This window comes from Nocardioides sp. YJ-D4, assembly GCF_054031495.1.
In genome coordinates this window covers 1,146,473-1,172,434 of sequence record NZ_CM132932.1, presented here as the reverse complement: position 1 = coordinate 1,172,434, position 25,962 = coordinate 1,146,473, and the positions used below count along the sequence as shown (strand labels likewise).

Genomic DNA, 25,962 nt, shown 5'->3' with positions numbered 1-25,962 from the left:
CCGGCCGGCGGGTCAGTCGCGCTTGGTCGCGACGGCCACCAGCCCGGTGCCGGTGTCGGGCCGTAGCCGCTGCAGGGCCATGAACGGGCTGGTCGCGAGGGCGATGGCGGCCCCCTTGAGCTGGCCGCTGGGCTGGAACGTACGCCCGGTCGCCCGGGTGAGCTCCTCGGGTGTGAGGTCGCCCACCTTCTCCAGCTTCCGGGCGTCGATCCGGTTACGGACCGCCTCCAGGGCGTAGCCGAGCGGCCAGCCGTAGACGGTGATGTCGACGTCGCCCAGACCGGCCTCCTCCAACCGTTCGGTGAGCTCGGAGGGGCTGTAGCGACGGAAGTGCCCGGCATGCCGGTCCATCGGCCCGAACCGCTCCTGGAAGGCCGGCACCGAGAGCACCAGCTGCCCGCCGGGGCGGATGTGGGTGACCCACTCGGCCAGCGCCCCCTTGTCGTCCTCGATGTGCTCGAGCACCTCGAAGGCGCAGACCATGTCGTACGTCCTCCCCGAGTCCAGCTCGGAGGACATCGCGTTGAGCACCGTGCCGCCCATGCAGGTGATCCGCTCGTACGCTACGGCGAACGAGTCCGCGTCCGGCTCGACCCCGAGGTAGTCGGCGCGCATCGCCAGGCGGGCGCCGAAGGCACCCTGGCCGCAGCCGATCTCCAGCGCCGTCCTCGGAGCCAGCCGGTCGATGATCCGGCTGACGACGTCGTAGCGGAGCCAGGCGCGGGGTGCGAGCGGCGGCAGTGGGCGGTCGGTGGCGGTGAGCGACATCGGGGTCCTGGGTCGGGTCGGGTTCAACTGGGCTGATTGCTTCGGGCTTCGCTTCAGCTAAGACATTCGAGGATGGGGGAGGCGACGGCCCGCGGGGTGTAGTGCTCGCGCGCCTGCTCGTAGGCGGCCTCGCGCAGGCGCTGGGCCTCGTCGGGGTCGTCGGCGAGCTTGGTCAGGGCCGAGGCGAGCTCCTCCGGGCTGCCGGGGGAGACCAGCATGGCCGCGCTCTCCAGCATCCGCCGCTGGGGCGCGGTGTCGGAGGTGACGACGACAGCGCCGGCGGCGGCGCCCTGGAACGCCTTGTTGGGCACCACCCGGCGTGCCTGCGGGACGGTGCCGAAGATGCCGAGGCTCACGTCGAACCCGGCGACGAAGTCGGGCAGGTCCTCGGCGTCGACCCAGTCGACCCAGGAGACGCGCGGGTTGCCGGCCGCGAGGCGCCGGGCCTCCTCGTACTGCTGGCCCTGGCCCACCATCGTCACCTCGATCCGCTCGTCGTCGGCGAGGATGTCGAGGGCGTCGGCGATCACCGGCGCGCCGTGGGTGGGGGAGAAGAGGCCGACGAAGACAGCCTTGAGTGGCTCCTCGGTCGGCCGCTCGAGCGCCTTGGCGCCCGCGTCGAACCACTCCTTGGTGGCACCCACCGGGCACACGACCGAGTGCCGGCGTACGTCCTCGGGCAGCCCCTCCTGCTGCTCGACCGTGTCCACGATGACCACGTCGGCCTGCTTCAGCGCCATCGCGTCGATCGCCTTCATCAGGCGCAGCTTCAACCCGCCGGATCCGGCCAGCCGCCGGTTGGTGGCCACCCCGGCGGCCGAGACCATGTGGTCGAGCAGGATGGTCGAGCGCGGATGGAGGAGACGGGCCAGGTGCACGTCGAAATGGCCCAGATAGCCGACCAGCACGGCGTCGGGACGCCCGCGCCGACGGCGACGCATCGACTCGGCGACCAGGCCGCTCCAGCAGGTCAGCAGGCGCAGCACGAGCAGCGGAAGACGCCACGGTTGTCGCAGGATCGCCACCCTCGCCGCGGTGTCCAGGCCGAGCGGCCGGTTGACCTCGGTGACCTCCGCGCCACAGGCGCGTAAGCCCTCGATGAGTACCGCGACCCGCGGATGGGAGGCCACGTCGTAGGTGCCGAAGGCGACGATGTGCATCACCTCAACGTTAGGGTCGTGATCAAGGAAAGATCGAGCAGCACACCCCGCATCTGAGATGTCGGCACCCGAAAAGTGCTGCCAAGGAGGACCCGTGGGCCGAGGTTGGACGAAGGCGGTGCCGCTCAAGGCGGTGGTCGTCGCGATCGTCGTCCTGGTGGCGGCGTACGCGGTCCACCGCAACTGGAACGCGCTCGTGCGGGGCTTCGAGGAGCTGCCGCTGTGGGTGCTCGGGGTCGCCTTTCTGCTGACCGTGCTCGCCCAGGGCGTGGCGCTGTTGATGTGGCGGGTGGTGCTGGCCGATCTCGGTTCGCCGCTGCCGCTGGTGCCCGCGGCCAGGATCTTCTACGTCAGCCAGCTGGGGAAGTACCTGCCCGGCTCGGTGTGGACGATCGTCGGACAGATGGAGCTCGCCCGCGCCGAGCGGGTGCCGCGGCGTACGTCCCTGACCCAGGGCGTTCTCGTGCTGGCGATCGCGGTCGGCGCCGGGGTGATGGTCTCGGTGCTGCTGATGCCGTTCCTCGGACAGGAGACGTTCGCGCGCTACTGGTGGGCGGTCCTGCTCCTGCCGCTGATCCTGGTCGCCCTGCATCCACCGGTCTTCGCGAAGGTGGCCGACACCGGGCTGCGGCTGGTGCGACGCGAGCCGCTCGAGGTGCTGCCGACCTGGCGGGGGATCGGCACGGCGCTGGCGCTGCAGGGCGTGGTCTGGCTCCTGCTCGGCCTCCAGATCTGGGTGGTCGTGGTCGGCCTGGGCGGCGACCCGCTGCCCTCGTTGCTGGCCAGCGTCGGCGGCTATGCGCTCGGGTTCAGCCTGGGGATGGCTGCGATCGGGCTCCCGGCCGGTGCCGGGTTGCGCGAGGCCGTCCTGGTCGTGGCCCTCTCCGGCGTACTCTCGCCCGGGCTGGCGCTGCTGGTTGCCCTGCTGGCCCGTGGGATCGCCGTTCTGGCCGACGTCGTCGTCGCCCTCGTCGCCGCCTTCCTGACCCGTCGCGACGGCGACCTTCCAACACCTGCCCCAACATCTGCCCCGTCACCAGCCAACGAACCACTCGGGAGACGTCTGTGCCCACCGCACGGCCCACCGCACCACAGCTCTGGACCGCCGGCCTGATCGCCAACCTCATCACCTGCGCCGGCGTGTGTGCCGGCTATGCGCTCTCCTCGCCGCTCTACGGCACCAAGGACGAGGTGGCCCACGTCGACCACGCCTACCAGCTCTGGCACGGCACCCTGATCGGCATCGGCGACCCGATGCGGATGCCGCAGATCTGGGGCTACACGCTGCCCTTCGACTGGACCGGCCAGCATCCACCGCTCTTCTACCTGATGCTGGCCCCCGTGGTCGGACCGCTCACCGACGCCGGCCACCTGCTCGCCGCCGGGATGGCGGCCCGCGGCATCGCCCTCGTGATCACCTGCCTCGTCGTGGCCGCGGTGATGTGGACGACGCGCCAGATCGTCCCGAGCCGCCCCGAGGTGTCGGTCGCGGCCGGCTTGGTCACCGCGCTCAGCCCGGCCCTGACCCGGCTCGGCGGCGTCGTCTTCAACGACAACCTGTTCGTGCTGTGGGCCACTCTTCTGGTCGGCCAGACCGTCTGGCTGCTTCGCCACGGGTCCCGTACCGGCGGGCTGGTGCTCTTCGGTCTGTACGCCGCGGCCGCCCTCGGCACCCGGCTCCCCGGCGTCGTATTCATCGGCCTGTGCGCGACGACCCTCGGCCTGGTCTGGCTGTTCGGCCCGCGCCGCGACTGGACGGGCATCCTGCGCCTGGGTGTCGCCGTGCTCCTCGCCGTCGCCGTCAACGCGTGGTTCTACATCCGCAACTTCCGTGCCACCGGCAACTGGTCCGGCATGCAGACCGACCTCGTCGGCAAGCCCGGCGGCCCCCTCCACGAACGGGAGGTACGCCCCGTGCTCGACGTCGCCACCGACCCCGACATCTGGCGCCAGCTGCTGATCCCGCCGGCGCTCCAGGAGCACGTCACCATCGGCGCCGTGCTCACCCTCGCCCCGCTGGTGCTCGGGCTGGTCGTCGGCCTCCGTGCTTTCTCCCGGACGCGGCGGGAGCCCGTCCGGGTGGCGACGGCGCTGCTGCTGCTCGTCCTGACCGTGGTCGTCATCGGGATCCAGATCAACTACGCGGCTGGTGGTGGGGGAGCGTACTGGCGCTATCTGATCCCGCTCACCGTCGTGACCAGCCTGCTCACCGCGCTCGGGCTCACCGTCACGCCGCGCTTTGCGGGGCCGGCGGTCGCGGTCTGGGCCGCGGCGGCGTTCGCGGTCTTCGCCGCCCACATCGCTCCGCCGAACCCGGCCGGTGGCGACCTGGCCACCGCACCGGTCTTCCAGTCGGCGGCCTGGGTCGCGACAGGCATCGCCGGTGTCGCGTGCGTGGCCGGTGTGGTGACCGTCCTTTTGGTCGCCGTCGTCCGGTCCCGGTAAGATCTCATCTGATCTGTCGTGCCCTCATCCGGAAGTGAAACATGACTGCCCTGGACCCGAGAGCGCCGCTCGTGCTCGATACACGCGAGCTCGGCCGCCGCCCGGGGTCCGAGCGTCACGTGGAGCTGACGGTGCCGGCGCCGGCGGATCTCGGTATCGAAGTCCTCTCTGTCCCCGAGGGTTCGCCGGTCGAGTTCGACCTGCGGCTCGAGGCGGTCATGGAGGGTGTGCTGGTCACGGGGACGGCTTTCGCTGTCCTCGAGGGCGAGTGCGTGCGGTGCCTGGAGCCGATCGAGGACGAAGCCGAGGTCGACATCCAGGAGCTGTACGTCTACGACGACTCTCGTGACGGCCAGGCCCCTGATGAGGACGACGAGACCAGCCGGACCGAGGGCGATCTGATCGACCTCGAGCCGGTGCTCAGGGATGCGGTGGTGCTCGCACTGCCGTTCCAGCCGATGTGCCAGGACGACTGTCCGGGACTGTGCCCCGAGTGTGGGGCGCGGCTCGCGGACGATCCCGGGCACGACCACGGCGACAAGGTCGACCCGCGCTGGGCGGGGCTGGCTTCGCTGAAAGATGAGCCCAGCAACTAGAGTTCGCCAGTAACTAGGCTTCAGTAGCCGGTCGAGATCCGACCGGCCGAATAAGAGGAGAAAACAGTGGCTGTCCCGAAGCGGAAGATGTCGCGCAGCAACACCCGCCACCGCCGCTCGGCCTGGAAGGCCGTTGCGCCGACCCTGGTGACGTGCGCGAACCCCGCCTGCGGCGCCAAGCACATCCCGCACCGTGCGTGCGGCGAGTGCGGCCAGTACGGCGCTCGCGCCGAGCGTCGCCAGGTCCTCTGATCTGACACGCGGTTAGTCTCCTGACCAACTACGCCGAGCTTCGCAAAGCGCTCGGGGATCCGATCCTGGACCCCGAGCTGCTTGAGCGTTCGCTGACACACCGGTCCTACGCCTACGAGAACGGTGGCCTGCCCACCAACGAGCGCCTGGAGTTCCTGGGCGACTCGGTGCTCGGCGTCGTGGTCACCGAGACCCTCTATCGCACCCACCCAGACCTGCCCGAGGGCAAGCTGGCCAAGCTGCGGGCGGCAGTTGTGAACGCCCGCGCCCTGGCCGAGGTCGGTCAGGCCATCGGCCTCGGCCAGCACATCAAGCTGGGCCGTGGCGAGGAGGCCACCGGCGGGCGCGAGAAGGCGTCGATCGTCTCCGACACCGTGGAAGCGGTGATCGGAGCGGTCCACCTCTCCGGTGGCATCGAGGTCTCCACCGTCCTCGTCCACCGACTCTTCGACCCCCTCATCGAGGCGGCCTCCGACCTCGGTGCCGGGCTCGACTGGAAGACCTCGCTGCAGGAGCTCGCCGCCGAGCGTGCCCTCGGTGTGCCCGAATACGTCATCACCGACGAGGGCCCCGACCACATGAAGACCTTCACCGCGAAGGTCCGGGTCGGCGAGCAGCTCTACGGCAACGGCGTCGGCCGCTCCAAGAAGGAGGCCGAGCAGGCCGCCGCGGAGACGGCCTACGGCGAGATCCAGGCCTCCGCTTCCTCCTCGGCCTGAGGTCAGTCGTTGCCTGAGCTCCCCGAGGTCGAGGTCGTACGCGCCGGCCTCGAGCGCCACGTACTCGGCGCGAGGATCCTCGCCGTCGAGGTCCTGCACCCCAGGCCCGTACGCCGCCACCTCGCCGGTGCCTCGGCCTTCGCCGAGGAACTGCGGGGTCGCGTGCTCGTCGGCGCCCGCCGCCGCGGCAAGTACCTGTGGCTGCCGCTGGACTCTGGGGACGCCCTCATGGCCCACCTCGGGATGAGCGGCCAGATCCTCGTCCAGCCGCCGGAGTCGCCCGACGAACGGCACCTGCGCGTCCGCATCCGCCTCGAAGGAGCCGCGGAGGGTCGCGAGCTCCGCTTCGTCGACCAGCGCATGTTCGGCGGTCTCTCGATCAGCCCCGGGGGAGCCGAGCTCCCGCCCGAGATCGTCCACATCGCCCCCGACCCGCTCGAGGCCGCCTTCGACGCGGAGGCTGTTGTCCGGCGGGTCCGGCGATCGGCCAGCGGCATCAAGCGGATCCTGCTCAACCAGACCGTGATCAGCGGCGTCGGCAACATCTACGCCGACGAGGCACTCTGGCGCGCCAAGCTGCACGGCGAACGGCCGGGGGACCGGCTGACCGGCCCGAAGGTGCGCGAGCTGCTCGGCCACGTACGCGACGTGATGACCGAGGCGCTGGCCCAGGGCGGCACCTCCTTCGACGCGCTCTACGTCAACGTGAACGGCGAGTCGGGCTACTTCGAGCGGTCGCTCGCGGCGTACGGACGTGAGGGCGAGCCCTGCGACCGGTGTGGTGCCCCGATGCGCCGCACCGCCTTCATGAACCGCTCCTCCTACTTCTGCCCCACCTGCCAGCCGGCACCTCGAGCCCGGCGAATCCCGGGGTAGATAGTCCATCTGGGCTATTGTTCACTGCCCCTTCGAACCACCCGAATGTTGCGGGCACGTGACAGTTCCGACGATCCTCAGCGTTGGTTAAGGAAACCGGATTCCAGTGGGTTAATCTCTGGTTCGTTCATCTCCGTTCGTCCCGGGTTCAGCTTCCCCCGGGCCGGGGGGAGCAGACGATTCACCGCCGTGTTCGGGCTGGCGGTTGTGCCGGGTGGCGACGTGGTCATCCGGATCTCGGGGAAGACAAACCACGGCCCATCCGTACCGGCACAGGCGTGAACCACACGCACGCGCCATCGGGTTGGTCAACAGCTCGACAGGACAACAGGTGGCTCCCCACAAGCTCGCCGTATCCGATCATGCGCCCACGACGCGCCCGCAGGATCTGGAACTACCGCAACCCCGCGTAGCCAATGCTCAGGCCGAGCAGACCCGCACCATCCCGGTCGCCATGGCCGCTGACCTCAACTACGCCAAGCCCATGTCGGTGGCGATCACGTCCTTGTTGGAGAACTCCGGGACCGACACCAGCTACGACCTGAAGATCCTCGTGGCGGAGGAGTACCCGGCGGAAGTACGGGACCAGATCCTCAGCTTCGAAAATCGTTATCCGGGCAACACGATCACGTTCGTCGTCGTGGACGGCTTCGCTGACGTCAAGGTCAGCACCTCGCACCTGACCGCACCTGCGTACTTCCGGCTCAAGCTGCCTGACCTCTTCCCGGATGTCGACAAGATCATCTACCTCGACGTCGACACCGTCATCGAGAGCGATCTGTCGCCGCTCTACGCGCAGGACGTGAACGACGTCTATGTCGCCGCAGTGCCGGCTGCCGTCTATCACCTCCGGTCAGCAGAGGCGGCCCGGGCGATGGGCATCCCGTCCTTCGACCGCTACGTCAACTCCGGTGTCATGGTGATGAACCTGGAGAAGATGCGTGAGGACGGCCTGGTCGAGCAGTTCCTCGAGCTCTCCGCCAAGGAGTTCGACTCCGACGATCAAGACATCATCAACATCGTTTGCTATGACGGCCTGCGCCATCTTCCGCTCCGCTTCAACCTGATGACGAAGTACGGTCCCAAGAACGTCGAGGAGTTCTGGAGCAGACCGGCCGTCCAGCGAGTCTGGTCCCGTGACGAGTACGACGAGGCGATGAGCTCGCCGGTCATCATCCACTTCGCGGACAAGCGGAAGCCGTGGATGGACGTCTCGGCCGACTTCGCAGAACGATGGTGGCAGTACGCGGCAATGAGCCCGATGTGCGCCGAGATCGTGGCCACTTATCTCGCCGACGCGGTCGCTCAGGCCGCCGGGACCGCCTCGGCTGTCCGCAAGCGGCTGAGAAGCCGGGTGGTCACCCTCGAGCAGGAGCTCCAGGGCCGGGATCAGGAGCTCGCCGACACCCGTGGCTCGGTGTCCTTCAGGATCGGGTCCCTGATGACGTCCGGACCTCGCGTCATCCGCAACTCGCTCAAGCGAGATGTCCGCTGGTCACAGCCCCGAGCCCGCGTCATCGAGAAGTAGCCCGGCGCAGCGGCGCGCCGTGAGCCGACTCGATCGAAACCAGACCAACCGCGGGACCGCCCGCACTGTCGTCACCCCAGAAACACAAGGAGGAACCATGCCTGCCGGTATGGGCGAGCAGCCGACCAACAAGCTCGGGCTGCGTCATCGGATGGTGCGCGTCGCGGAAGTGGACGGCGAACACAAGCTGGTGCTGTTCGGTCGCCCGACCAGCGGCGGTCCGGTCCTGTCCCGCTACACCCGGCTCCTGGACCGACAGTCGGGTCTGAACGCGAAGATCGAGCGTCTCCGGGCTCGGCTGGGCGAGCCTGCGGGGGACGAGCCGGAAACCGGGCGACCGTACTATCTCAAGCCCGACAGCGTTGAGCGGCTGAGCGTCGAGGAGATGGTCGAGACCCTGGCCGCGTACGACGTCGTCTCGTTCGATGTCTTCGACACGGCGCTGTACCGAGCGGTGGAGTTCCCCAAGGATGTCTTCCGGATCCTGGGGTCGAGGCTCGGCATCGACCGGTTCCCGAGTATCCGCAGGCAGTCGGAGGAGCACGCGCGTCGGGAGAACGACAACCACAAGGGGTCCCGAGAGGTCACCCTCCGTGAGATCTACGCCGTGATGGAGGAGCGTTACGGCGCGGATCCGGGGTGGGAGATGCTCGAGCGGGACCTCGAGATCGAGCTGGCCGAAGCGAACCCTTACATCAAGGAGGTCTTCGATCGGCTCCTCGCCAAGGGCAAGACCATCGTCTTCACCTCCGACATGTACCTCCCGCGGGAGGTCATCGAGGAGATGCTCGTCCGCAACGGCTACGCGGGCTACGAGAAGATCTACCTGTCGAACGAGTACCTTCGCCGTAAGGGCGACGGCACGCTGCAGCAGGTCCTCCTGGAGTACTACGGCAGCGAGACGTCGATCGTCCACGTAGGCGACAATCTCGAGGCAGACGTCGAGCAGTCCGAACGGGTCGGTCTTCCGGCCGTGTACAACCAGGACCAGCGAAGGCTCGTTCGGGAGCCGTACATGGAGACGCTGGCGGGCAGCTTCTACGGGGCGGCCCTCAACAACTCGATCGGCTCCGGCACTTGGACCGAAGGCCTGCGCTACACGCACGGCTACCGTGTCGGAGGCATTCTGGCCGCAGGATTCTGCGAGTTCCTCGAGTCGGTCGTACGCGAGAAGAACATCGATCGGATCCTGTTCTGCGGGCGCGACTGCGACGTGATCTCACGCGTCTACGACCGCTTCTACGGCAGCGCCGACGGCGTGTACATCGACATCTCCCGCTACGCGGCCGCCGGGATCACGCTCGACCTGAACTTCGACGACTTCATCGGGCGCTCCTTCTTCCGCTGGTTCAAGGAGTCCAACAACACCAAGACCATCGAGCAGCTCCTGATCGACACCGGGTTCGACTACCTGCTGCCGTACCTGGACAAGGCAGACATCGAGCGGTTCCTGTTCCCGGCCAGCGCCACCCGGCGACGTCTGGAGCAGTTCTTCTGGGACCACAAGCACGTCATCGAGGAGCACAATCGCACCAGCATCGACGCGGCGAAGGAGTACTTCGGCGCGGCCGTCGGCGATGCCAAGCGGGTTCTGATCGTCGACATCGGCTGGAGCGGCACCTGCATCACCGCCCTTCGACACTTCTTCGGCACCGCGTTGGCTGACCGCGCGCTCGAGGTCTCGGGCGCCCTGATGTGCACGAGCCGCACGGAACAGGTCACCGACACGGTGTCTGACGGCTTCATCAGCGCATATGCCTACTCGCCGATGGCAAACCTGGACCTCGCGAGGTTCATGATGCCCGGTGGACCGAAGGCGGCGCGCAAGACGGACCTGCTGCACCACCCGCTCGAGTACCTGTTCACCGAGGTTGCCTCCAGCGTTGTCGGCTATGGGTTCGAGAAAGGCCGGGCTGTCGCCCTCCGTGGCAACAACGCTCCGCGCAACGTCGAGCAGATCACCGAGATGCAGCGCGGGATCGTCGACTTCGTCGAGGCGTACCTCGCCCGCTCCAAGGGCTACCGGGACATCCGCCCGATCTCCCCCTACGTTGCGTTCAATCCGTTGAAGGCGGCGATCGAGAACGAGTCGTACTCCTACGACGTCTACAAGGACTTCCTGTACGACGCCACGCCAGCTCTGTTCGGCGAGGAGACGCATACCGAGCGATTCGGTGACCTGTTCGACCTCGGTGGGCCGATCCAGGCACTCGAGCCTGTTGCGTCGGAGGACTCCGCTCAGGTCTCGCGGTCGCGTCGCATCGTGTTCGTGTCGCCGGAGATGACCTACACCGGCACGCCTCGAAGCCTGCACCGGATGTGCAAGGTCGCGATGTCCCTGGGGTACGAGCCGGTGGTTTGGACGGCGAAGCCCGGTCCTTTCTCGAAGGAGTTCGCAGCCCTCGGCGTCTCGGTGAAGGTGATGCGCGCCGGCCAGCTGGGTCCGAAGCGGATCAACAAGCTCATCGAGAGCGGTGTCGAGCTCGTCGTCTGCAACACGGTGGCGACGGACGACTACGTGCGCGCCCTGGAGGGGCGGATCCCGCTCGTCTGGTACGTGCGTGAGGCGACCAACCTGCCTGACTTCTTCGCCGCGGCGCCGGAGCGCCAGGAGACGCTCCGCCAGAGCCGCAGCATCTGTGTAGTCAGCGAGTACGCCGCGGCAGCCGTCGCGGAGCACGCCGAAGGACCCGTCGAGGTGGTGCGTAACAGCGTCGTGGACGTCTCGGAGTACGCGCAGCCGTACGAGATCGCCGCCGGCGGCAAGTTCAAGTTCGTCCAGCTCGGCACCATCGAGCACCGCAAGGGATACGACGTCTTCATCGCCGCCTACAAGGCCATGCCGGAGGAGTATCGGGCTCGCGCAGAGCTGCACTTCGCGGGCGGGTTCATCAACAGCGGTACGTCGGTCAGCTCCTACGTGTTCGGCCAGATCGCGGAAGAGGAGAACATCCACTACCACGGTGTGATCTCCGACGAGCGAAAGAAGATCGAGCTCCTTTCGCAGATGGACACCGTGGTCGTCGCGTCGCGCGATGAGTCGTGTTCGCTGGTGGCGCTCGAGGGAGCGATGCTGTCCAAGCCCTTGATCGTGACGGAGAACGTCGGCGCCAAGTACATGGTCAGCGACGCGAACGGCCTGGTGGTCGACACCGGTGACGTGATGTCGCTCCGCGCCGCCTTCATGGCCATGATGGACAAGGAAGCCTCAACGCTCGAGAAGATGGGCAACGCGTCCCGCAGAGCGTATGACGAGCGGGCCAGCATGGATGCGTACACCAAGGACCTAGGAGCTCTCTTCGAGCGCCGGATCGCCGCTGGTGCCGGCCGGAGGATCCAGCCGGTCACGTCGAAGGCGGAGCGCCGCCGTGGACGAGTTCCTTCGGCGACCAGGGACGTGGTGGTGTCGCTGACCTCGATTCCTCACCGGATGCTCACCATCGGCCAGTGCATCGACTCTCTTGTGGAGCAGACGAAGCGGCCCGACAAGGTGCTCCTGTGGCTGTCCACCGAGAACTTCCCCAACCGCGAGGCCGACGTCCCGAACGAGGTCCTGGAACGTCAGGACGACTGCTTCCAGATCCGCTGGGTCGACGGCGACATCGCGCCGCACAAGAAGTACTTCTACGCGGTGCAGGAGTATCCCGACGCACTCGTCGTCACCGTCGATGACGACGTCGTCTACGAGGAGAACCTCGTCGAGACCCTGTACGAGGGCCACTTGGCAAACCCGCGGGCCATCATCTGCCAGCGGGCGAACCTGGCCATGTTCCGTCCCGACGGCACCCTTCGTTCCTACGACGGCTGGGTCTACGACTGCAACTACCTGCGCGGCAAGGCGAGCTACCAGCTCCTTCCGACGGGGATCGGCGGGGTGCTCTACCCGCCGCACTCGCTGCCCGCAGCGACTTTCGACCTCGAGGCGATCTCCGAGACCGCGCTGTACGCCGACGACCTCTGGCTCAAGGCGATGGCGACCGCCAACGGCTACCCGGTCTGGATGCCGCGCGAGCGCGCTGGCTATCAGCAGATCCAGGAGGCCCAGACCGTCGCGCTGTGGCGTCGCAACGCGTTCCAGGGCAACAACGACCTCGTTTTGGAGAAGGTGCTCGGCCACCTCGAGCACGGCGTGGGAGTCTCCCGTGATGCCCTCCTGCAGCGCATCCGTGGTGTCGCGGACGACGGTCGCATGATCGGACCGGACGACGTCGACACGGCGCCGCTTCTCTGACGGTCATGACGATGCACATGGACGAGAGACCTTCATGACGACGGCGACGAGTACGCGGTCGGCCGATGTGCGTACGGAACCTAGTGCGCCGGCGCGGGCAGGTGCGTTCCGGCCAGATATCCAAGCGCTCCGCGCGATCGCGGTGCTCTCCGTGTTCGCCTACCACCTCGCTCCGGGACGACTGAGTGGTGGGTACATCGGTGTGGACGTGTTCTTCGTCATCTCGGGGTTCCTGATCGGGAGTCACCTGCTCCGTGAGATGGAGACGACCGGCCGCATTCGGCTGGGCGCGTTCTGGGCCCGGCGAGCGAAACGGCTTCTGCCGGCGTCGCTCCTCGTCCTGCTGGTGAGCGCCGTGGCGACGTTCGTCTGGGTGCCGCGAAGTCTCTGGTCGCAGTTCCTGACCGAGATCGCGGCGTCGAGCCTGTACGTCGAGAACTGGCGACTCGCCTGGGCGAGCGTGGACTACCTCGCCGCCGACAACGAGCCTTCCGCCGTTCAACATTTCTGGAGTCTCTCCGTCGAGGAGCAGTTCTACGCGTTCACACCGGTTCTGCTGCTCCTGGTGCTGTTGCTCTCTCGGTTGATCGGCCCCAGGTCGTACGTCACGACCCGGGGACTGGCTGGATCGCTGTTCGCGCTCATCGCCTGCGCCTCCTTCGCCTACGGTGTCTGGCTCACCGCGAACACCCCAGAGGCGTACTTCTCCACCTTCACCCGAGCGTGGGAGTTCGCCGCCGGGGTTCTCATCGGATTGTTGCCGATGATCGCGTCGAGGAGAGCGCGCGCTCTGGGGGTGGCGCTGGGCCTTGCCCTGATCGCGACGGCAGCGACGCGCTACACCAGCGCCACGCCATTTCCAGGGGTCGCTGCTCTGGTTCCGGTGAGCGGCGCCGCACTGGCCATCTGGCTCGGTCGGGGAACGTTCCTCGCACGCGTCGGAACATGGCGACCCGTGTCCATCGTCGGAGACACCTCGTATGCCATCTACCTCTGGCACTGGCCGCTCATCATCCTGCTCCCGTACATCACCGGTGCGCCCTTGAACGTGGGGACGAAGCTGCTGATCCTCTGCGTGACATTCCCGCTCGCATGGCTCAGTACGACCCAGTGGGAGAACCGTGTGCGCTTCTCCGCACGGCTTCTTGGTGGACGTTCTCCGCTTTCTGTCGGCCTGTGGAGTGCTGCGGCGATGGTGGTCGTGCTGGCCGTCGCTGCAACCGGGCTGACAGCGCAGGCGATGAGTGCAGCGGAGTCGGAACGGAAGGCGAACGCCCTGCTCGCTCGGAACCTGCCCTGTCTGGGAGCGGCCGAGCTCGCCGACCCAACCTGCGAGAACCCCGATCTGGACGGCGTTCTCGTCCCGAACCCGTCCGACCTCGCCACGGACCAGGCGAACCGTGGCGAATGCTGGTCGAGCTCGGCGGCCAAGACCGGTGACGTCGTCATGTGCCAGCTCGGCCCGAAGACCGGCTACAGCAGACGACTGCTTGCGGTCGGTGACTCCCACAACGATCAGCTCGTCGGGGCGTACGAGGACATCGCGCACGAGTTCGGGTGGCGGATCGACGTCGCCGGCCGAGTCGGTTGTTACTGGACTCAGTCGGACCTCCAGAAGAACAGCACCGCAGACCATCGGATGTGCCAGGAGTGGCGGCGTGGCATCAGCGCGTACGTCGAGAACGCCGATGATCTGGACGCGATCCTCACCTCCAAGGCGCGAAACTCCTCTCCGATCCTGACCGGTGGCGATGTGACCACGTCTGTCGCAGAGACCGCAGACGGGTTGGCCCGCGCGTGGGCGCGCCGGCCGACCCCTCGAAAGGTGCCCGTGATCGCGATCGAGGACAACCCGGCGATGCCAGAAGGAACGATGGCCTGCGTGGAGGAGCAGCTGCTTGACGCAGCTTCAGCGTGTGCGCAACCACGCAGGAAGGTCCTGCCGCCGTCGGGACTGGCAGAGGCCGTGGCCATCGACCCGAACGCGGTGCTGGTGGATCTGACGGACCTCTACTGCGAACCGAAGTTCTGTCGGCCGGTCGTCGGTCACGTCATCGTCTACCGTGATGACGGTGAACACCTGACCCTCACCTACACGCGAACCCTTGCGCCGTACCTGGGCCGCGCCATCGAAGACGCCTTGTGACCGATCTAGATCTAGAGCGTCGCGGAACCAGTTCCGTCCCATCCTTGCGCTGCGAAAGTGATCACGAATGATTGACAGCACGACGTCCTCGGACCGTATGACGGCGATCGAGGTTTCGGGACGGAGTTACACGGTCTGCGTCCCGCATGCCGCAACGGACTACATCCAGTCGAACCTGGTGAAGACCGGCCGCCCCTACGAGGAGCAGATGCTCGAGGCGATGGTTGCTGCTCTCGAGCCAGGTGACCTCGTGATCGATGTCGGGGCCAACATCGGCAACCACACCCTGTACCTGGCGGTGGTCGGAGGGCTCCGCGTCGTCGCGTACGAGCCGAACCCCGAGCTGGTCGCCGGGATCAACGCCAGTGTCGAGGCCAACGACCTCGGTAACCGTGTCGTCGTCCGTGACGTCGGCGTCCATGCGAAGTCCGCACGCGGCACGATGGCGGACCTCGATGCGACCAATCTGGGGGCCCAGTCCGTCGCAGTGGCGGACGACGAGGGCGACTTCGCGGTCGTCGCTCTCGACGACGAGCAGTTTCCGGCTCGGGTGGCCGCGATCAAGATCGACGTCGAAGGCGCCGAGATCGATGTGCTCGGCGGCGCGGCTGAGCTCATCTCGCGGGACCGACCGCTCCTGTACGTCGAGTGCGGAACGTTGGCGGGGTACCAGAAGGTCTCCTCGTGGATGAGTCGGATGGGCTACACCCAGACAGGCACCTTCAACCTCACTCCGACCCATGTCTTCCGCCCCGCCACGGGAACACCCGAGGAGGCAGAGGTGGTTGCGGCGCTGGTGGCCGCGACCGAGGAGATCTACCGCCTCAATTCGTTGAAGCGGTCGCTCCGTGACCAGATCAGCGAGTACGAGAAGCGGGATCGCCCATCGGCCGGAAAGAAGGACCTCCCGCTGTGAGAAGTGCTCGGGGGCGCTCCGTCGGGCAACGGATCGGCGGGACGGACTGGCGCCAGCGGACGGACGCCGGGGTGCGCCGGGCGAAAGGGCTGCTGCGGGGTAGGCCTACGCTCAGCGTGGTCGTACCGGTCTACAACGTGGCGGAGTACGTCGAGAAGAGCCTGCGCAGCATCCTGGACCAGCCGCGAAGCGAGATCTCCAAGCTCGAGGTGATCGTCGTCGACGATGGCTCGACGGACGGCTCGGCGCAGATCCTGCGGCGACTTGTCGCCGAGGAAGCCTGCGTCACCGTCATCACCCAGCCGAACTCAGGGGTATCGCGAGCGCGTCACACCGGGATCGACGCGGCAACCGGCGAGCTGCTTACGTTCGTCGACCCTGACGACACCCTGCCGCATGATGCATGGTCGGCCATGGTGCGGTCGCTGCGGCGTACGGGTTCGGACTTCGCGGTCGGTGCGGCGGAGCGGGTCGCGGTCGAGGGCGGTGTGGAACGCAGGTTCATGACGCCGCTGATGCGCCGCAACCACGCGGAGGAACGGCTCAGGTGCCGGATCGAGGACGCGCCGCTGATGCTCGCCGACATCTTCGTGTGGAACAAGATCTTCCGGCGGTCGTTCTGGACGGAGAACGCGATCGCCTTCCCCGAGCGCACTCGCTACCAGGACCAGGTCGCACTCACCCAGGTGTTCCTCGCCGCGGACTCCTTCGATGTCATGACGGAGATCGTCTACGACTGGCAGGTCCGCTCCGACCGGTCCTCGGCGACGCAGAAGCGTGCACAGATCGCGAACCTCGTCGAGCGGATCGACACCAAGCGCCAGACGATCGACCTCGTACGTGCCGCCGGCTCGGCGAAGCTCATGGAGACCCTGCTCGTCGAGGTTCTGCCGATCGACATGTGGGAGCACTTCCGCGCGGCGGTTCACCCCGACACCGAGGATCCGAGCCGCTACTGGAAGCTGCTGCGTGGCGCCGTCCTCGAGTTCTGGTACGAAGCCGGTGTTCCGTTCGAGAACACGGCTGTTCCACGTGCCCAACGGCTGATGGCGTGGCTGGTCGCCCAGGACCGTGCCGACGACCTCGTCGCGCTGATCGCGATGATCGACAGGTACGGCGCGCGAGCGGCCTTTCAGCAGCATCCGTGGCGCAACGATCCGATGCTTCCCCCGGATCTGGGCAACATCGAGGAAGTCGGTGGGAGTGCCCTGCTGACGCGGCAACCAATGCGTGGATAGGCTCGGCCCCGTGCGAGAACGTTTCCGGTTGACCCCAGGCGGTCGTTACCCCCACGAGCCTTGGTTCCACATCGGTTCATTGGGGGTGACCACGACGTGGCTCGTGGTCTTCGCGAGCATCGTCGGGCTGATCCTCTTCGCCGTGATGGGCGGCCAGGGTGTGCTGGCGGGGCTCGCCCTGATCCAGCCCAACCTCGCCGAGCTCAAGCTGTGGACGCTGTTCACCTGGCCCTTCGCCTACCCGCAGTTCAGCATCTTCGACGTCCTGGCGATCTTCTTCTTCTGGTACTTCGGCTCCGACCTCGAGCGCAACGAGCTCGGCCGGGTCAAGTTCGCCTGGATGCTGGTGGCGTTCACGGCGGTGCTCTCGTTCCTGACCGTCGTCTTCGGCGCGGTGCTGGACCCGTCCTACCTCCTCGCCGGTCTCGGGATGCTGGAGATGATGGTGGTGCTGCTGTGGATCGCGCAGTGGCCCGACCGGATGTTCATGTTCAACATCCCGGCCTGGCTCTTCGGTGTGATCCTCGTCGGCATCCAGCTGATCCAGTACCTCGGCTACCGCAGCTGGGTGATGCTGCTCGTCTTCGTCGTCGGCCTCGCCGTCAACGCCTTCGTGGCGCGCCAGTTCGGCCTGCTCGACCGGTTCGCCTGGATCCCGCAGGTGGCCGGCGGTCCGGGGCAGCCGAGGGCGACCAAGCCCGCCAAGGCCAAGAAGCGCAAGTCTGGCCCGACCGTCGTCACCGGTCCCTGGGAGTCCTCGACCGTCTCCAAGGACGACCAGCGGATGGACGAGCTCCTCGAGAAGATCCACGCCGAGGGCGCTGACTCCCTGACCAGCAAGGAGAAGAAGGAGCTCATGCAACTGCGTGAGCGCCGACGCCGCGGCTGAGCCGAAAATGAGCCGAAGTTGAGTGCGATCCACTCAAGTTCAGGCTGGATTCGCGGCGGAAGCATGGTCGGAAGTCCCGGCTTTGGACACGCGACGTTGACGCTTGTCGATAACGGTGTCACCCTTGTAGACGGCCCGGTATCGCGGGAACTTCTAGTGATTCCAACGAAGGAAACGTATTCATGGCGAAGGCGCTGATCGGTTACATGAGCAGCGACCTGCGGACTCCCGCCCACCTCACAGCCGAGAATGCTCGGCTTCGTGCGCGTGTGCGTGAGCTCGAGGATCTCGTTCTCACTCTGAAGACGGAGAACGACGCTCTGGTAGCGGCTCACACCGCTGACCTGGACACCTCGATGCAGGAGATGCAGCCCGCCTGACCTGCGGGCAACTCTGCAACACCACGAGCGAGAGCTATTTCGTGTTTCGCGGCTAGCTTCGTTCAGGGGGAACCGACTCTGAAACTCAGGGTCGGTTTCGACCTTTTCGGGGGTGTACCGAGTGGTCGCCCAGCGTTCACCTCAGGTTCGGCAGATGGGCGTCGGGGACAACCCGGCGTCGCTACGCTCGCGCGGTTCGCCGCCGTCGGCGGCCCGTTTCGTGATCCCCCAGGAGCTCTCCGTTGTCCTCGTTGCGCCATCACCCGGTCCTGCGGTCCGCGGCCCGCCGCCTTCCCGACCCGCTCAAGGAGCAGATCAGGGCGGCGCTGGCCCGCCGTGAGCGACGCGGCCGCAAGCCGGTCATCGGGCTCGCCGGGTTCTTCGGTGCGGGCAACTACGGCGACGAGCTGTTCCTGTCGGTGTACGAGCAGTACTTCGGCGAGGAGTTCGAGCTGCGGGTGCTGGCCGACAACATGACCAAGCCCTACTACGACCGGCCGCTGCCCGAGATCGTCGACGAGGTGGACGCCATCCTCATCGGCGGTGGGGACATCCTGCAGTCGTGGCAGGCGGACCCGCGCTACTTCAACCACAAGATGCTGGCCAAGCCCGTCTTCGTGGTCGGTGTCGGGGTGCCGATCTACCGCAACACCGAGATCAAGCCTCACATCATCGAGAGGCACAGGAAGTTCCTCGAGCACCCGAACGTGAAGTTCATCGGCGTCCGCGACCAGCCGACCGCCGACTGGATCCTCGGGAACATCTCCGCCGACCTGGACATCAAGGTCGCTCCTGACATGGTCTGCTCGCTGGACCTGCCTCCGGCGACCAAGCCCGAGGGGGCGCCGATCCTCGGCGTGGTCACCCGCTACCGGCCCAACCTGGAGGAGCCCGACGACTACTCGCGCGTCGAGGAGATGGCCGGCAAGGCGATCGCGGAGGGGTGGCGCGTACGTCACCTCATCCTCGGCACGATGGAGGTCGGTCGCCGCGACGTGGCCAACGCCGACGACCTCGACATCCCGGGCAAGGAGGTCGTCTACACCGAGGACCTCGACGAGCTCACCCGGGCGATCGGGGAGTGCACCGCGTTCGCGAGCATGAAGTTCCACGGCTCGGTGGTGGCCACGATGTACGGCGTGCCGTCGATCGTGATGGTCGCGACCAACAAGAACCGCAACTTCATGAAGCGCATCGGGCTGGAGGCCAACGTCTCCGCCTTCGACGCCGCCGACCTGGCCGAGCGGTTCACCGAGCGCGTCGTCCCGGACCCCGAGGCGGTCGCCGGCCTGCGTACGGCCGCGGACGCCCACCTGCGCGAGCTGCGAGCCGAGGTGAAGCGGACGCTGGGGCTCTGACTCCGACCGTCGTGAGGGCCGAGGTCCCCAGATCGACGGACCCGGCGGGTTATCCTCGACCCGCTGGGGTTCCCCTGAGCAGCGGCGATTAGATTTGCTGGCTCACCTCAGCCACGCTGATGTGTTGCGAACTGTGTACGACCACGTGGTCCTGAGCCGGGGGAGAAGCCGATGTACCTCAAGCGTCTGACGCTGAAGGGTTTCAAGTCGTTCGCCTCCGCGACGACCCTCGAGCTCGAACCGGGGATCACCTGCATCGTCGGTCCCAACGGCTCGGGCAAGTCCAACGTGGTCGACGCACTCGCCTGGGTCATGGGTGAGCAGGGCGCCAAGAGCCTGCGCGGCGGCAAGATGGAGGACGTCATCTTCGCCGGTACGGCCGGCCGTGCCCCGCTGGGCCGCGCCGAGGTCTCGCTGACGATCGACAACACCGACGGCGCGTTGCCGATCGAGTACGCCGAGGTCACCATCTCGCGCACGATGTTCCGCAACGGCGGCTCGGAGTACGCCATCAACGGCAGCCCGTGCCGGCTGCTCGACGTCCAGGACCTGCTCAGTGACTCCGGCATCGGCCGCGAGATGCATGTCATCGTCGGCCAGGGCCAGCTCGACACGATCCTGCGGGCGACCCCGGAGGACCGCCGCGGCTTCATCGAGGAGGCCGCCGGCGTCCTCAAGCACCGCAAGCGCAAGGAGAAGGCGCTGCGCAAGCTCGACTCCACGCAGGTCAACCTGGACCGGCTCCAAGACCTGCTCGTCGAGATCCGCCGCCAGCTCAAGCCGCTCGGCCGCCAGGCAGAGGTCGCCCGGCAGGCACAGACGGTGCAGATGGACGTACGCGACGCCAAGGCCCGCATCTACGCCGACGACCTGGTCACCGCCAAGACCGAGCTCGACAAGGAGCTCGCCGACGAGGGTGCGCTGCTGGCCCGGCGGGCCGAGGTCGAGGAGACCATTGCGGAAGGACGCGAGCAGGAGGCGGTCCTGGAGGCTGCGCTGCGCGAGGACCTGCCGGCGCTGGCCGCCGCGCAGGAGACCTGGTTCGCGCTGAACTCGCTGCGCGAGCGGCTGCGCGGCACCCAGTCGCTGGCCTCCGAGAGGGTTCGCAACGCGGCCGGCTCCGAGGACCTGGAGGTGCGCCAGGGGCGTGACCCCGAGGAGCTCGAGGCCCAAGCCGAGGTGGCGCGCGAGCAGGAGGAGACCGCCGACGCCGAGGTCGAGGAGCTTCGCTACTCCCTCGAGGAGGCCGTCGAGTCTCGTAAGGAAGCGGAGGATGCCGCGGCCGAGGAGGAGCGCCGGGTCAAGGGGCTCGAGCGCGCCGCCGCCGACCGTCGCGAGGGGCTGGCCAGGTTGACCGGTCAGGTCAACGCGCTCAAGTCGCGAGCCGCTGCCGCCGACGACGAGGTCGGGCGCCTGACCGCCGCTCGCGAGGAGGCGCTGGCGCGCGCCGAGCGGGCCCAGCGCGACTTCACCGCACTGGAGACCAAGGTCGCCGGGCTGGACGCGGGGGAGGAGGGCCTCGATGCCGAGCACGAGGCCGCTGCCGCGGCCCTCGAGGACATCGAGGAGCGACTCGCCAAGCTGCAGGCCGAGGCTCAGCAGGCCGACCGGGACCGCTCGACGTTGGCCGCTCGCAAGGACGCCCTGGAGATGGGTCTGAACCGCAAGGACGGCGCCGGCGCGCTGCTCGGCTCAGACCTTCCGGGAGTGCTGGGGTCGGTCGCCTCGTTGCTGGCGGTCCGCTCCGGCTACGAGGCCGCGGTCGCGGCGGCGCTCGGGACCGCGTCGGACGCGGTCGTCGTCGAGTCCGCCGAGCGTGCCGTCGGCGCGATCGAGCATCTCAAGACCGAGGACCTCGGCCGGGCCGGGCTGCTCCTGGGCGGCTCTCCCGAGGAGACCGGCGGCTGGCCGGCGCTGCCGTCCGGTGCCGAGTACGCCCTGGACGTGGTCGAGTGCCAGCCGGTGCTGCGGCCCGCGGTGGCGCGGCTGCTCGACAAGGTCGCGGTGGTCGAGGACCTCGCCATCGCCAAGGCGCTCGCGGCGGAGAATCCCGAGGTCACCGCGGTGACCCGCGAGGGCGACCTGATCGGCGCCCACTTCGCCTCCGGCGGCTCCTCCAGCGTACCCAGCCTGATCGAGGTGCAGGCCGCGGTCGACGAGGCCACCGCTCAGCTCGCCGAGGCCCACGCGGTCTCCGAGCGGGCCACCTTCGAGACCTCCCGGCTCGAGGCCGAGCGGCTGGCCGCGCAGAAGCGGGTCGACGTGGCGCTGGCCAAGCTGCACGAGTCCGACGCGACCCTGGCCGCCGTGGCCGAGGAGCTCGGCCAGTTCGGCGCGCAGTCGCGTGCGGCTCGCGGCGAAGCCGAGCGGCTGCTGGCCGCCGTCGAGCAGGCGCAGGAGGCGCGTGAGAACGCCGTCGCCGGGCTCGCCGAGCTCGAGGAGCGCCTCGCCATGGCCGAGGAGGACCCCGAGGACGAGCCCGACCTCAGTGTCCGTGACGGGCTGGCCCAGGCCGCCCGCGACGCACGACAGCGCGAGATGGACGCGCGGTTGGCGCTGCGTACCTCCGAAGAGCGCGCCCGCGCGCTGGCCGGCCGTGCCGAGGGGCTGCTCCGCGCGGCCCGTCAGGAGCGCGAGCAGCGCGCCAAGGCGGCCGCCCGCCGCGAGCAGATGCGCCGCGAGGGCGAGGCCGCGCGAGCGGTCGGGACCGCGGTGTCCTACGCGCTGGACCGTCTGGAGGTCTCGGTGCAGCAGGCCGCCCGAGCGCGCACCGAGATCGAGGAGTCGCGCGCCGGGCGCGAGCAGGCGCTGCGCGAGTGCCGTTCGCTGCTGCGCAACCTCGGCAAGGAGCTCGAGGAGCTGGTCAACTCCGTTCACCGCGACGAGATGGCCCGCGCCCAGCAGCGGATGCGCATCGAGCAGCTCGAGGAGCGGATCCTCGAGGAGCTCGGTCTGGACGCCGAGGCGGTCAAGGACTACGGCCCCGACCAGCTCGTCCCGCAGCACCCCGACGAGGACGGCAACGAGCGCGAGCCGATCCCGTACGTCCGCGCCGAGCAGGCCAAGCGGCTCAAGATCGCCGAGAAGAACCTGCGTGCGCTGGGCAAGGTCAACCCGCTCGCCCTCGAGGAGTTCGCGGCCATGGAGGAGCGTCACAAGTTCCTCACCGAGCAGCTCGAGGACCTCAAGAAGACCCGCAAGGACCTCCTCGACATCGTCAAGGAGGTCGACAACCGCGTCGAGCAGGTCTTCACCGAGGCCTGGGAGGACGTACGCGTCGCCTTCGACCACGTCTTTGCGCGGCTCTTCCCCGGCGGTGAGGGCAGGCTCGTGCTCACCGACCCGGACAACATGCTCACCACCGGCATCGAGGTCGAGGCGCGGCCGCCGGGCAAGAAGGTCAAGCGGCTCTCGCTGCTCTCCGGTGGCGAGCGGTCCCTGGTGGCGGTCGCGTTTCTGGTGTCCCTGTTCAAGGCGCGGCCGAGCCCGTTCTACATCCTCGACGAGGTCGAGGCCGCGCTCGACGACACCAACCTCGGCCGGCTCCTGGAGATCTACGAGGAGCTGCGCGAGTCTTCACAGCTGCTCGTCATCACCCACCAGAAGCGCACCATGGAGGTCGGCGACGCCCTCTACGGCGTCACCATGCGCGGCGACGGTGTCACCACCGTCATCTCGCAGCGCCTCCGTGACGCCCAGCCTGCCTGAGCGTTCCGAATACGACGCCTGCCCCTGAGGGCCGCCCGGCGGCGATTGCGAGACCGTCCTCAACATCGAGGAGGCGCGGCTGCACCGACCTCAACCGGCGGAACGGCATGCTTCCATGAGCGCGTGAAACCGAGACACCGCGGCGCACGCGTGCTCACCTCGGCCGCGCTCGCCGGGTCAGGGGTTCTTGCCTACCTGGCAGCGTGGCAACGCTGGTCCGGGGTATGTCCGCGTGGTGGCTTCGACGAACCTGCGTGTCTCAAGCGGCAGGACCACCTCTACGACTACCAGTGGCCGGCCAGCCCGTGGCATCCGATCGGGCATGCAGCTGAGCTCTACGGGATCTCGGTCCTGTTGCTGGCCGTCGCGGCGTTCGCGCTGCCGTTTCTGCTGGCGCCCACCTTTCGTCGGCTCATCCTGTGGCCGCTCGCCGTCATCCCGGCTGCCGTGCTCACCGGCACCGGCGTGCTGGCCTTGGCATCTGGGATCGCGGGCGGGCCGGTCTCGGTTCCGGACTTCTACCTGACGGCCCTCATTGTCGTTGGCGGCATGCTGTGGCCCACCGCGCTGATCATTGCTGCCCTGATCGCAGCGGGTGGGTCCATCCCGACCGGATGGCCCGAGGCTTCCGAAGACCGGCCGCCCACCGTACGGTCCGTGAGCACGGTGGTCACAGCGCTGCTGATCGCCGCGACGACTGTGCTGCCGACATACTTCCTCGTTGGTCCAATCGCTGCGGGCTATGTCTCCCACGACACAGCCCCCTGGTCTGAAGCTCCCGCCGGCGCGCTCCTCGTCCTTGCCGCCATCGTCATGTGGCCGGCGACGACGCGTGTCACGGCTCGAAGGTCGACCAAGGGTGCTCAGCCTGAGACGGCGCGCGTGTCTTGATCGCTGGCTCACCCATGCTCGCGGCTCAGCGCCCGCGGCGGGAGGAGCGGATGAGGCTGCAGGTCGACGCGACGTACGCCGCAGAGTGCGCAACGTACGTAGACGACCCGGCCCTCCGAGGTCTGATGGCTGGACTCGGTGAGCCAGCCGTGGTCGTGGGTGGCGTCCGTGTGCCGGGACTCCTCTGTTGCGCTGTCGGTCATGCTCGCCACTCTGCTGTAATGGTCTTATGCATCTCAACCCTTACGGCGAGTACGCCGTGCTCATGGCCGCCTCGCTCGCCGACGACTGGCCCGAGGACCGGGCCGGTATCGAGGCTCGGACCAGGGAGTTCGGGATGACGATGGACTTCGGCGAGTCTCCGGATGACCACGCGCGCACTCGGCACGTGATCGACGAGTGGCTCCGCGTCGTCGACGCGCCGGAGCCGAGTGAACGGGCGCGGTTGCTCAACGAGCTGATGGCGCAGGCGACCGCCTATCCGAGGCTGACGGATCACGGGCGCGAAGGGTGGCACATCCACTACCGCGATGACACCAACGACTCCCTTCCCGACGTGCTGCGAGCGGTGATCAGCGTGGGCACGGCGCTGCACCTGACCACCCGAGGCATCCATCGGCTGGGCCGGTGCGAAGCGGGGAAGGCGGAGGGGGACCCGTGTTCGGCGGTGGTCGTGGACGTCACCCGCAACGGACGGCAGCGCTACTGCTCGGTCCGCTGCGCCAACCGCGCTGCGGTCCGCCGACACCGCGCCCGGCACTCCATGACTGCCTCCTGATCGACGTACTGAGGTCGAGCCGCTGACGACTGGGGCGAAGGAGAGGCACACTGGCCACATGATGTCCGTGCCAGACGGGGGCCGTCCTGAGCTGCGAGTGCGCCTCGCCGCCGAGACCGCCAGCGTGCCGGGCGCGCGCAGATTCGTCACCGACGGTCTCGTGGAGTGGGGCCGTGATCATCTTGTCGACGATGCCGCCCTGTGCATCACCGAGATGGCCGCGAACTCGGCCCTGCACAGCGGCAGCCCCTACATGCACATCCGTCTGCGTGACTTGGAGCCGGCCGTACGGCTCAGCGTCGAGGACGACGGCGCGCTGGTCCCGCTCCCAGCCGTGGCCCCGCCCCCGGTCGAGAGCCAGGGCACCACGGGACGCGGCTTGGCCATCGTGTCGGTGCTGGCGAAGTCATGGGGGATCGAGGAGCGTGCCGACGGGCGGCGCATCTGGGCCGAGCTCGCCGGCGACGGCGTCGAGCACGACGTACGGCCTCCCGCGGTGGAGCTCGGCGAGCAGGCGCTGCCGGAGCCGGCCGCCCTTCCCGCGGACTGGGTCACGGTGCGGCTTCCCGCGTGCCCGGTGCAGCTGGGGCTTCAGATCGACCAGCGCCTCGACGATCTGGTCCGCGAGCTCCAGCTCATCGACTCCGAAGTCGGACCGACCCCGCCGCGTGAGCTCGGTGAGCTCATCGAGCGGCTGGTGACCCGGCCGGCCTTCGCGCGGCACATGGGTCGTCGGATCGCTCTGGACGCAGCCGCGGCGGGGCTGGAGTACGTCGACATCGAGATGACCCTTCCCCGCGAGATGGGCCCCATGCTGCGGGAGCTGCTGGCTGCCGACAACCTGGCCGACGAGATCAGCGAGACCCACCAGCTGCTCACCCTGCGCTCCACGCCGGAGATGGTGTCGCTGCGGACCTGGTTCACCGAGAGCATCGTCGACCAGGCGGAGAACGACGCCGACCCCGTGCCGTACGACGAATGGGTGAAGGCGAGAGGCGGCGCTGGCTGACGGCGTCTCGACGGGCTCGGCCACCAGCAAGGGTGGGTTGAATGAACCGTCGATGAACCCGTGATGAAGGCATG

At 68.0% G+C, this 25,962-nt stretch carries 21 protein-coding genes; 18 read left to right on the top strand and 3 right to left on the bottom strand.

The window, feature by feature from the left end; all coding sequences use genetic code 11:
• Positions 1-12 precede the first annotated feature (12 nt).
• Positions 13-768, bottom strand: coding sequence for a class I SAM-dependent methyltransferase (locus ACW14X_RS05615; RefSeq protein ID WP_160024531.1), 756 nt, complete (start codon positions 766-768; stop codon positions 13-15).
• Positions 769-821: 53 nt separating this feature from the next.
• A complete protein-coding gene (locus ACW14X_RS05610; RefSeq protein WP_201451072.1) occupies positions 822-1,928 on the bottom strand; it encodes a glycosyltransferase family protein in 1,107 nt (368 codons plus the stop codon).
• 94 nt (positions 1,929-2,022) lie between these two features.
• On the opposite strand from ACW14X_RS05610, the gene ACW14X_RS05605 reads away from it, so the two are divergent.
• From ACW14X_RS05605 to ACW14X_RS05530, 16 genes are all read left to right on the top strand, one after another.
• On the top strand, positions 2,023-3,042 hold the full coding sequence (locus ACW14X_RS05605) for a lysylphosphatidylglycerol synthase domain-containing protein (protein ID WP_457164977.1): 1,020 nt from the start codon (positions 2,023-2,025) through the stop codon (positions 3,040-3,042).
• Positions 2,994-4,373 (top strand): hypothetical protein, encoded by a 1,380-nt coding sequence (locus ACW14X_RS05600; RefSeq protein ID WP_457164976.1) that lies wholly within the window; start codon positions 2,994-2,996, stop codon positions 4,371-4,373. Before ACW14X_RS05605 ends, ACW14X_RS05600 begins: the two co-directional genes overlap by 49 nt.
• A gap of 41 nt (positions 4,374-4,414) precedes the next feature.
• Positions 4,415-4,969 carry a YceD family protein gene (locus ACW14X_RS05595; protein WP_160024528.1) on the top strand — a complete coding sequence of 185 codons (555 nt, stop codon included), beginning with the start codon at positions 4,415-4,417 and terminating at the stop codon, positions 4,967-4,969.
• Positions 4,970-5,035: 66 nt separating this feature from the next.
• Positions 5,036-5,221, top strand: a complete 186-nt coding sequence (rpmF, locus tag ACW14X_RS05590; RefSeq protein ID WP_008358292.1) for a 50S ribosomal protein L32 — start codon at positions 5,036-5,038, stop codon at positions 5,219-5,221.
• A gap of 20 nt (positions 5,222-5,241) precedes the next feature.
• A complete protein-coding gene (gene rnc, locus ACW14X_RS05585; RefSeq protein ID WP_160029025.1) occupies positions 5,242-5,940 on the top strand; it encodes a ribonuclease III in 699 nt (232 codons plus the stop codon).
• A 9-nt stretch (positions 5,941-5,949) separates the two neighbouring features.
• Positions 5,950-6,816, top strand: a complete 867-nt coding sequence (gene mutM, locus ACW14X_RS05580) for a bifunctional DNA-formamidopyrimidine glycosylase/DNA-(apurinic or apyrimidinic site) lyase (protein ID WP_160024527.1) — start codon at positions 5,950-5,952, stop codon at positions 6,814-6,816.
• Between the two features lie 331 nt (positions 6,817-7,147).
• Entirely contained in the window at positions 7,148-8,344 is a 1,197-nt protein-coding gene (locus ACW14X_RS05575; protein WP_457164975.1) for a glycosyltransferase family 8 protein, read from the top strand.
• A 97-nt stretch (positions 8,345-8,441) separates the two neighbouring features.
• Positions 8,442-12,575 carry a glycosyltransferase gene (locus ACW14X_RS05570; RefSeq protein ID WP_457164974.1) on the top strand — a complete coding sequence of 1,378 codons (4,134 nt, stop codon included), beginning with the start codon at positions 8,442-8,444 and terminating at the stop codon, positions 12,573-12,575.
• A gap of 34 nt (positions 12,576-12,609) precedes the next feature.
• Positions 12,610-14,721 carry an acyltransferase family protein gene (locus ACW14X_RS05565; RefSeq protein WP_457164973.1) on the top strand — a complete coding sequence of 704 codons (2,112 nt, stop codon included), beginning with the start codon at positions 12,610-12,612 and terminating at the stop codon, positions 14,719-14,721.
• Between the two features lie 67 nt (positions 14,722-14,788).
• A complete protein-coding gene (locus tag ACW14X_RS05560) occupies positions 14,789-15,637 on the top strand; it encodes an FkbM family methyltransferase (protein ID WP_457164972.1) in 849 nt (282 codons plus the stop codon).
• Positions 15,634-16,875 carry a glycosyltransferase family 2 protein gene (locus tag ACW14X_RS05555; protein WP_457164971.1) on the top strand — a complete coding sequence of 414 codons (1,242 nt, stop codon included), beginning with the start codon at positions 15,634-15,636 and terminating at the stop codon, positions 16,873-16,875. The genes ACW14X_RS05560 and ACW14X_RS05555 overlap by 4 nt, the downstream gene beginning before the upstream one ends.
• A gap of 85 nt (positions 16,876-16,960) precedes the next feature.
• Positions 16,961-17,764: a DUF6576 domain-containing protein gene (locus ACW14X_RS05550; protein WP_457164970.1), complete on the top strand. Its 804-nt coding sequence runs from the start codon at positions 16,961-16,963 to the stop codon at positions 17,762-17,764.
• Between the two features lie 182 nt (positions 17,765-17,946).
• Positions 17,947-18,144 (top strand): hypothetical protein, encoded by a 198-nt coding sequence (locus ACW14X_RS05545; protein WP_141803713.1) that lies wholly within the window; start codon positions 17,947-17,949, stop codon positions 18,142-18,144.
• Between the two features lie 242 nt (positions 18,145-18,386).
• On the top strand, positions 18,387-19,502 hold the full coding sequence (locus tag ACW14X_RS05540) for a polysaccharide pyruvyl transferase family protein (protein ID WP_457164969.1): 1,116 nt from the start codon (positions 18,387-18,389) through the stop codon (positions 19,500-19,502).
• A 171-nt stretch (positions 19,503-19,673) separates the two neighbouring features.
• Positions 19,674-23,210, top strand: a complete 3,537-nt coding sequence (gene smc / locus ACW14X_RS05535) for a chromosome segregation protein SMC (RefSeq protein WP_457164968.1) — start codon at positions 19,674-19,676, stop codon at positions 23,208-23,210.
• Positions 23,211-23,360: 150 nt separating this feature from the next.
• The gene (locus ACW14X_RS05530; protein WP_457164967.1) at positions 23,361-24,101 is read left to right on the top strand and encodes a hypothetical protein; all 741 of its coding nucleotides are present in this window, start codon (positions 23,361-23,363) and stop codon (positions 24,099-24,101) included.
• 8 nt (positions 24,102-24,109) lie between these two features.
• On the opposite strand, the gene ACW14X_RS05525 is transcribed toward ACW14X_RS05530, so the two are convergent.
• On the bottom strand, positions 24,110-24,304 hold the full coding sequence (locus ACW14X_RS05525; RefSeq protein ID WP_400469727.1) for a hypothetical protein: 195 nt from the start codon (positions 24,302-24,304) through the stop codon (positions 24,110-24,112).
• Between the two features lie 26 nt (positions 24,305-24,330).
• On the opposite strand from ACW14X_RS05525, the gene ACW14X_RS05520 reads away from it, so the two are divergent.
• Together ACW14X_RS05520 and ACW14X_RS05515 are read left to right on the top strand one after the other, a co-directional pair.
• Entirely contained in the window at positions 24,331-24,879 is a 549-nt protein-coding gene (locus tag ACW14X_RS05520; protein ID WP_350840635.1) for a CGNR zinc finger domain-containing protein, read from the top strand.
• 58 nt (positions 24,880-24,937) lie between these two features.
• Complete coding sequence (locus tag ACW14X_RS05515; protein WP_160024513.1) at positions 24,938-25,888, top strand: ATP-binding protein; 951 nt, start codon at positions 24,938-24,940, stop codon at positions 25,886-25,888.
• Positions 25,889-25,962: the final 74 nt, after the last annotated feature.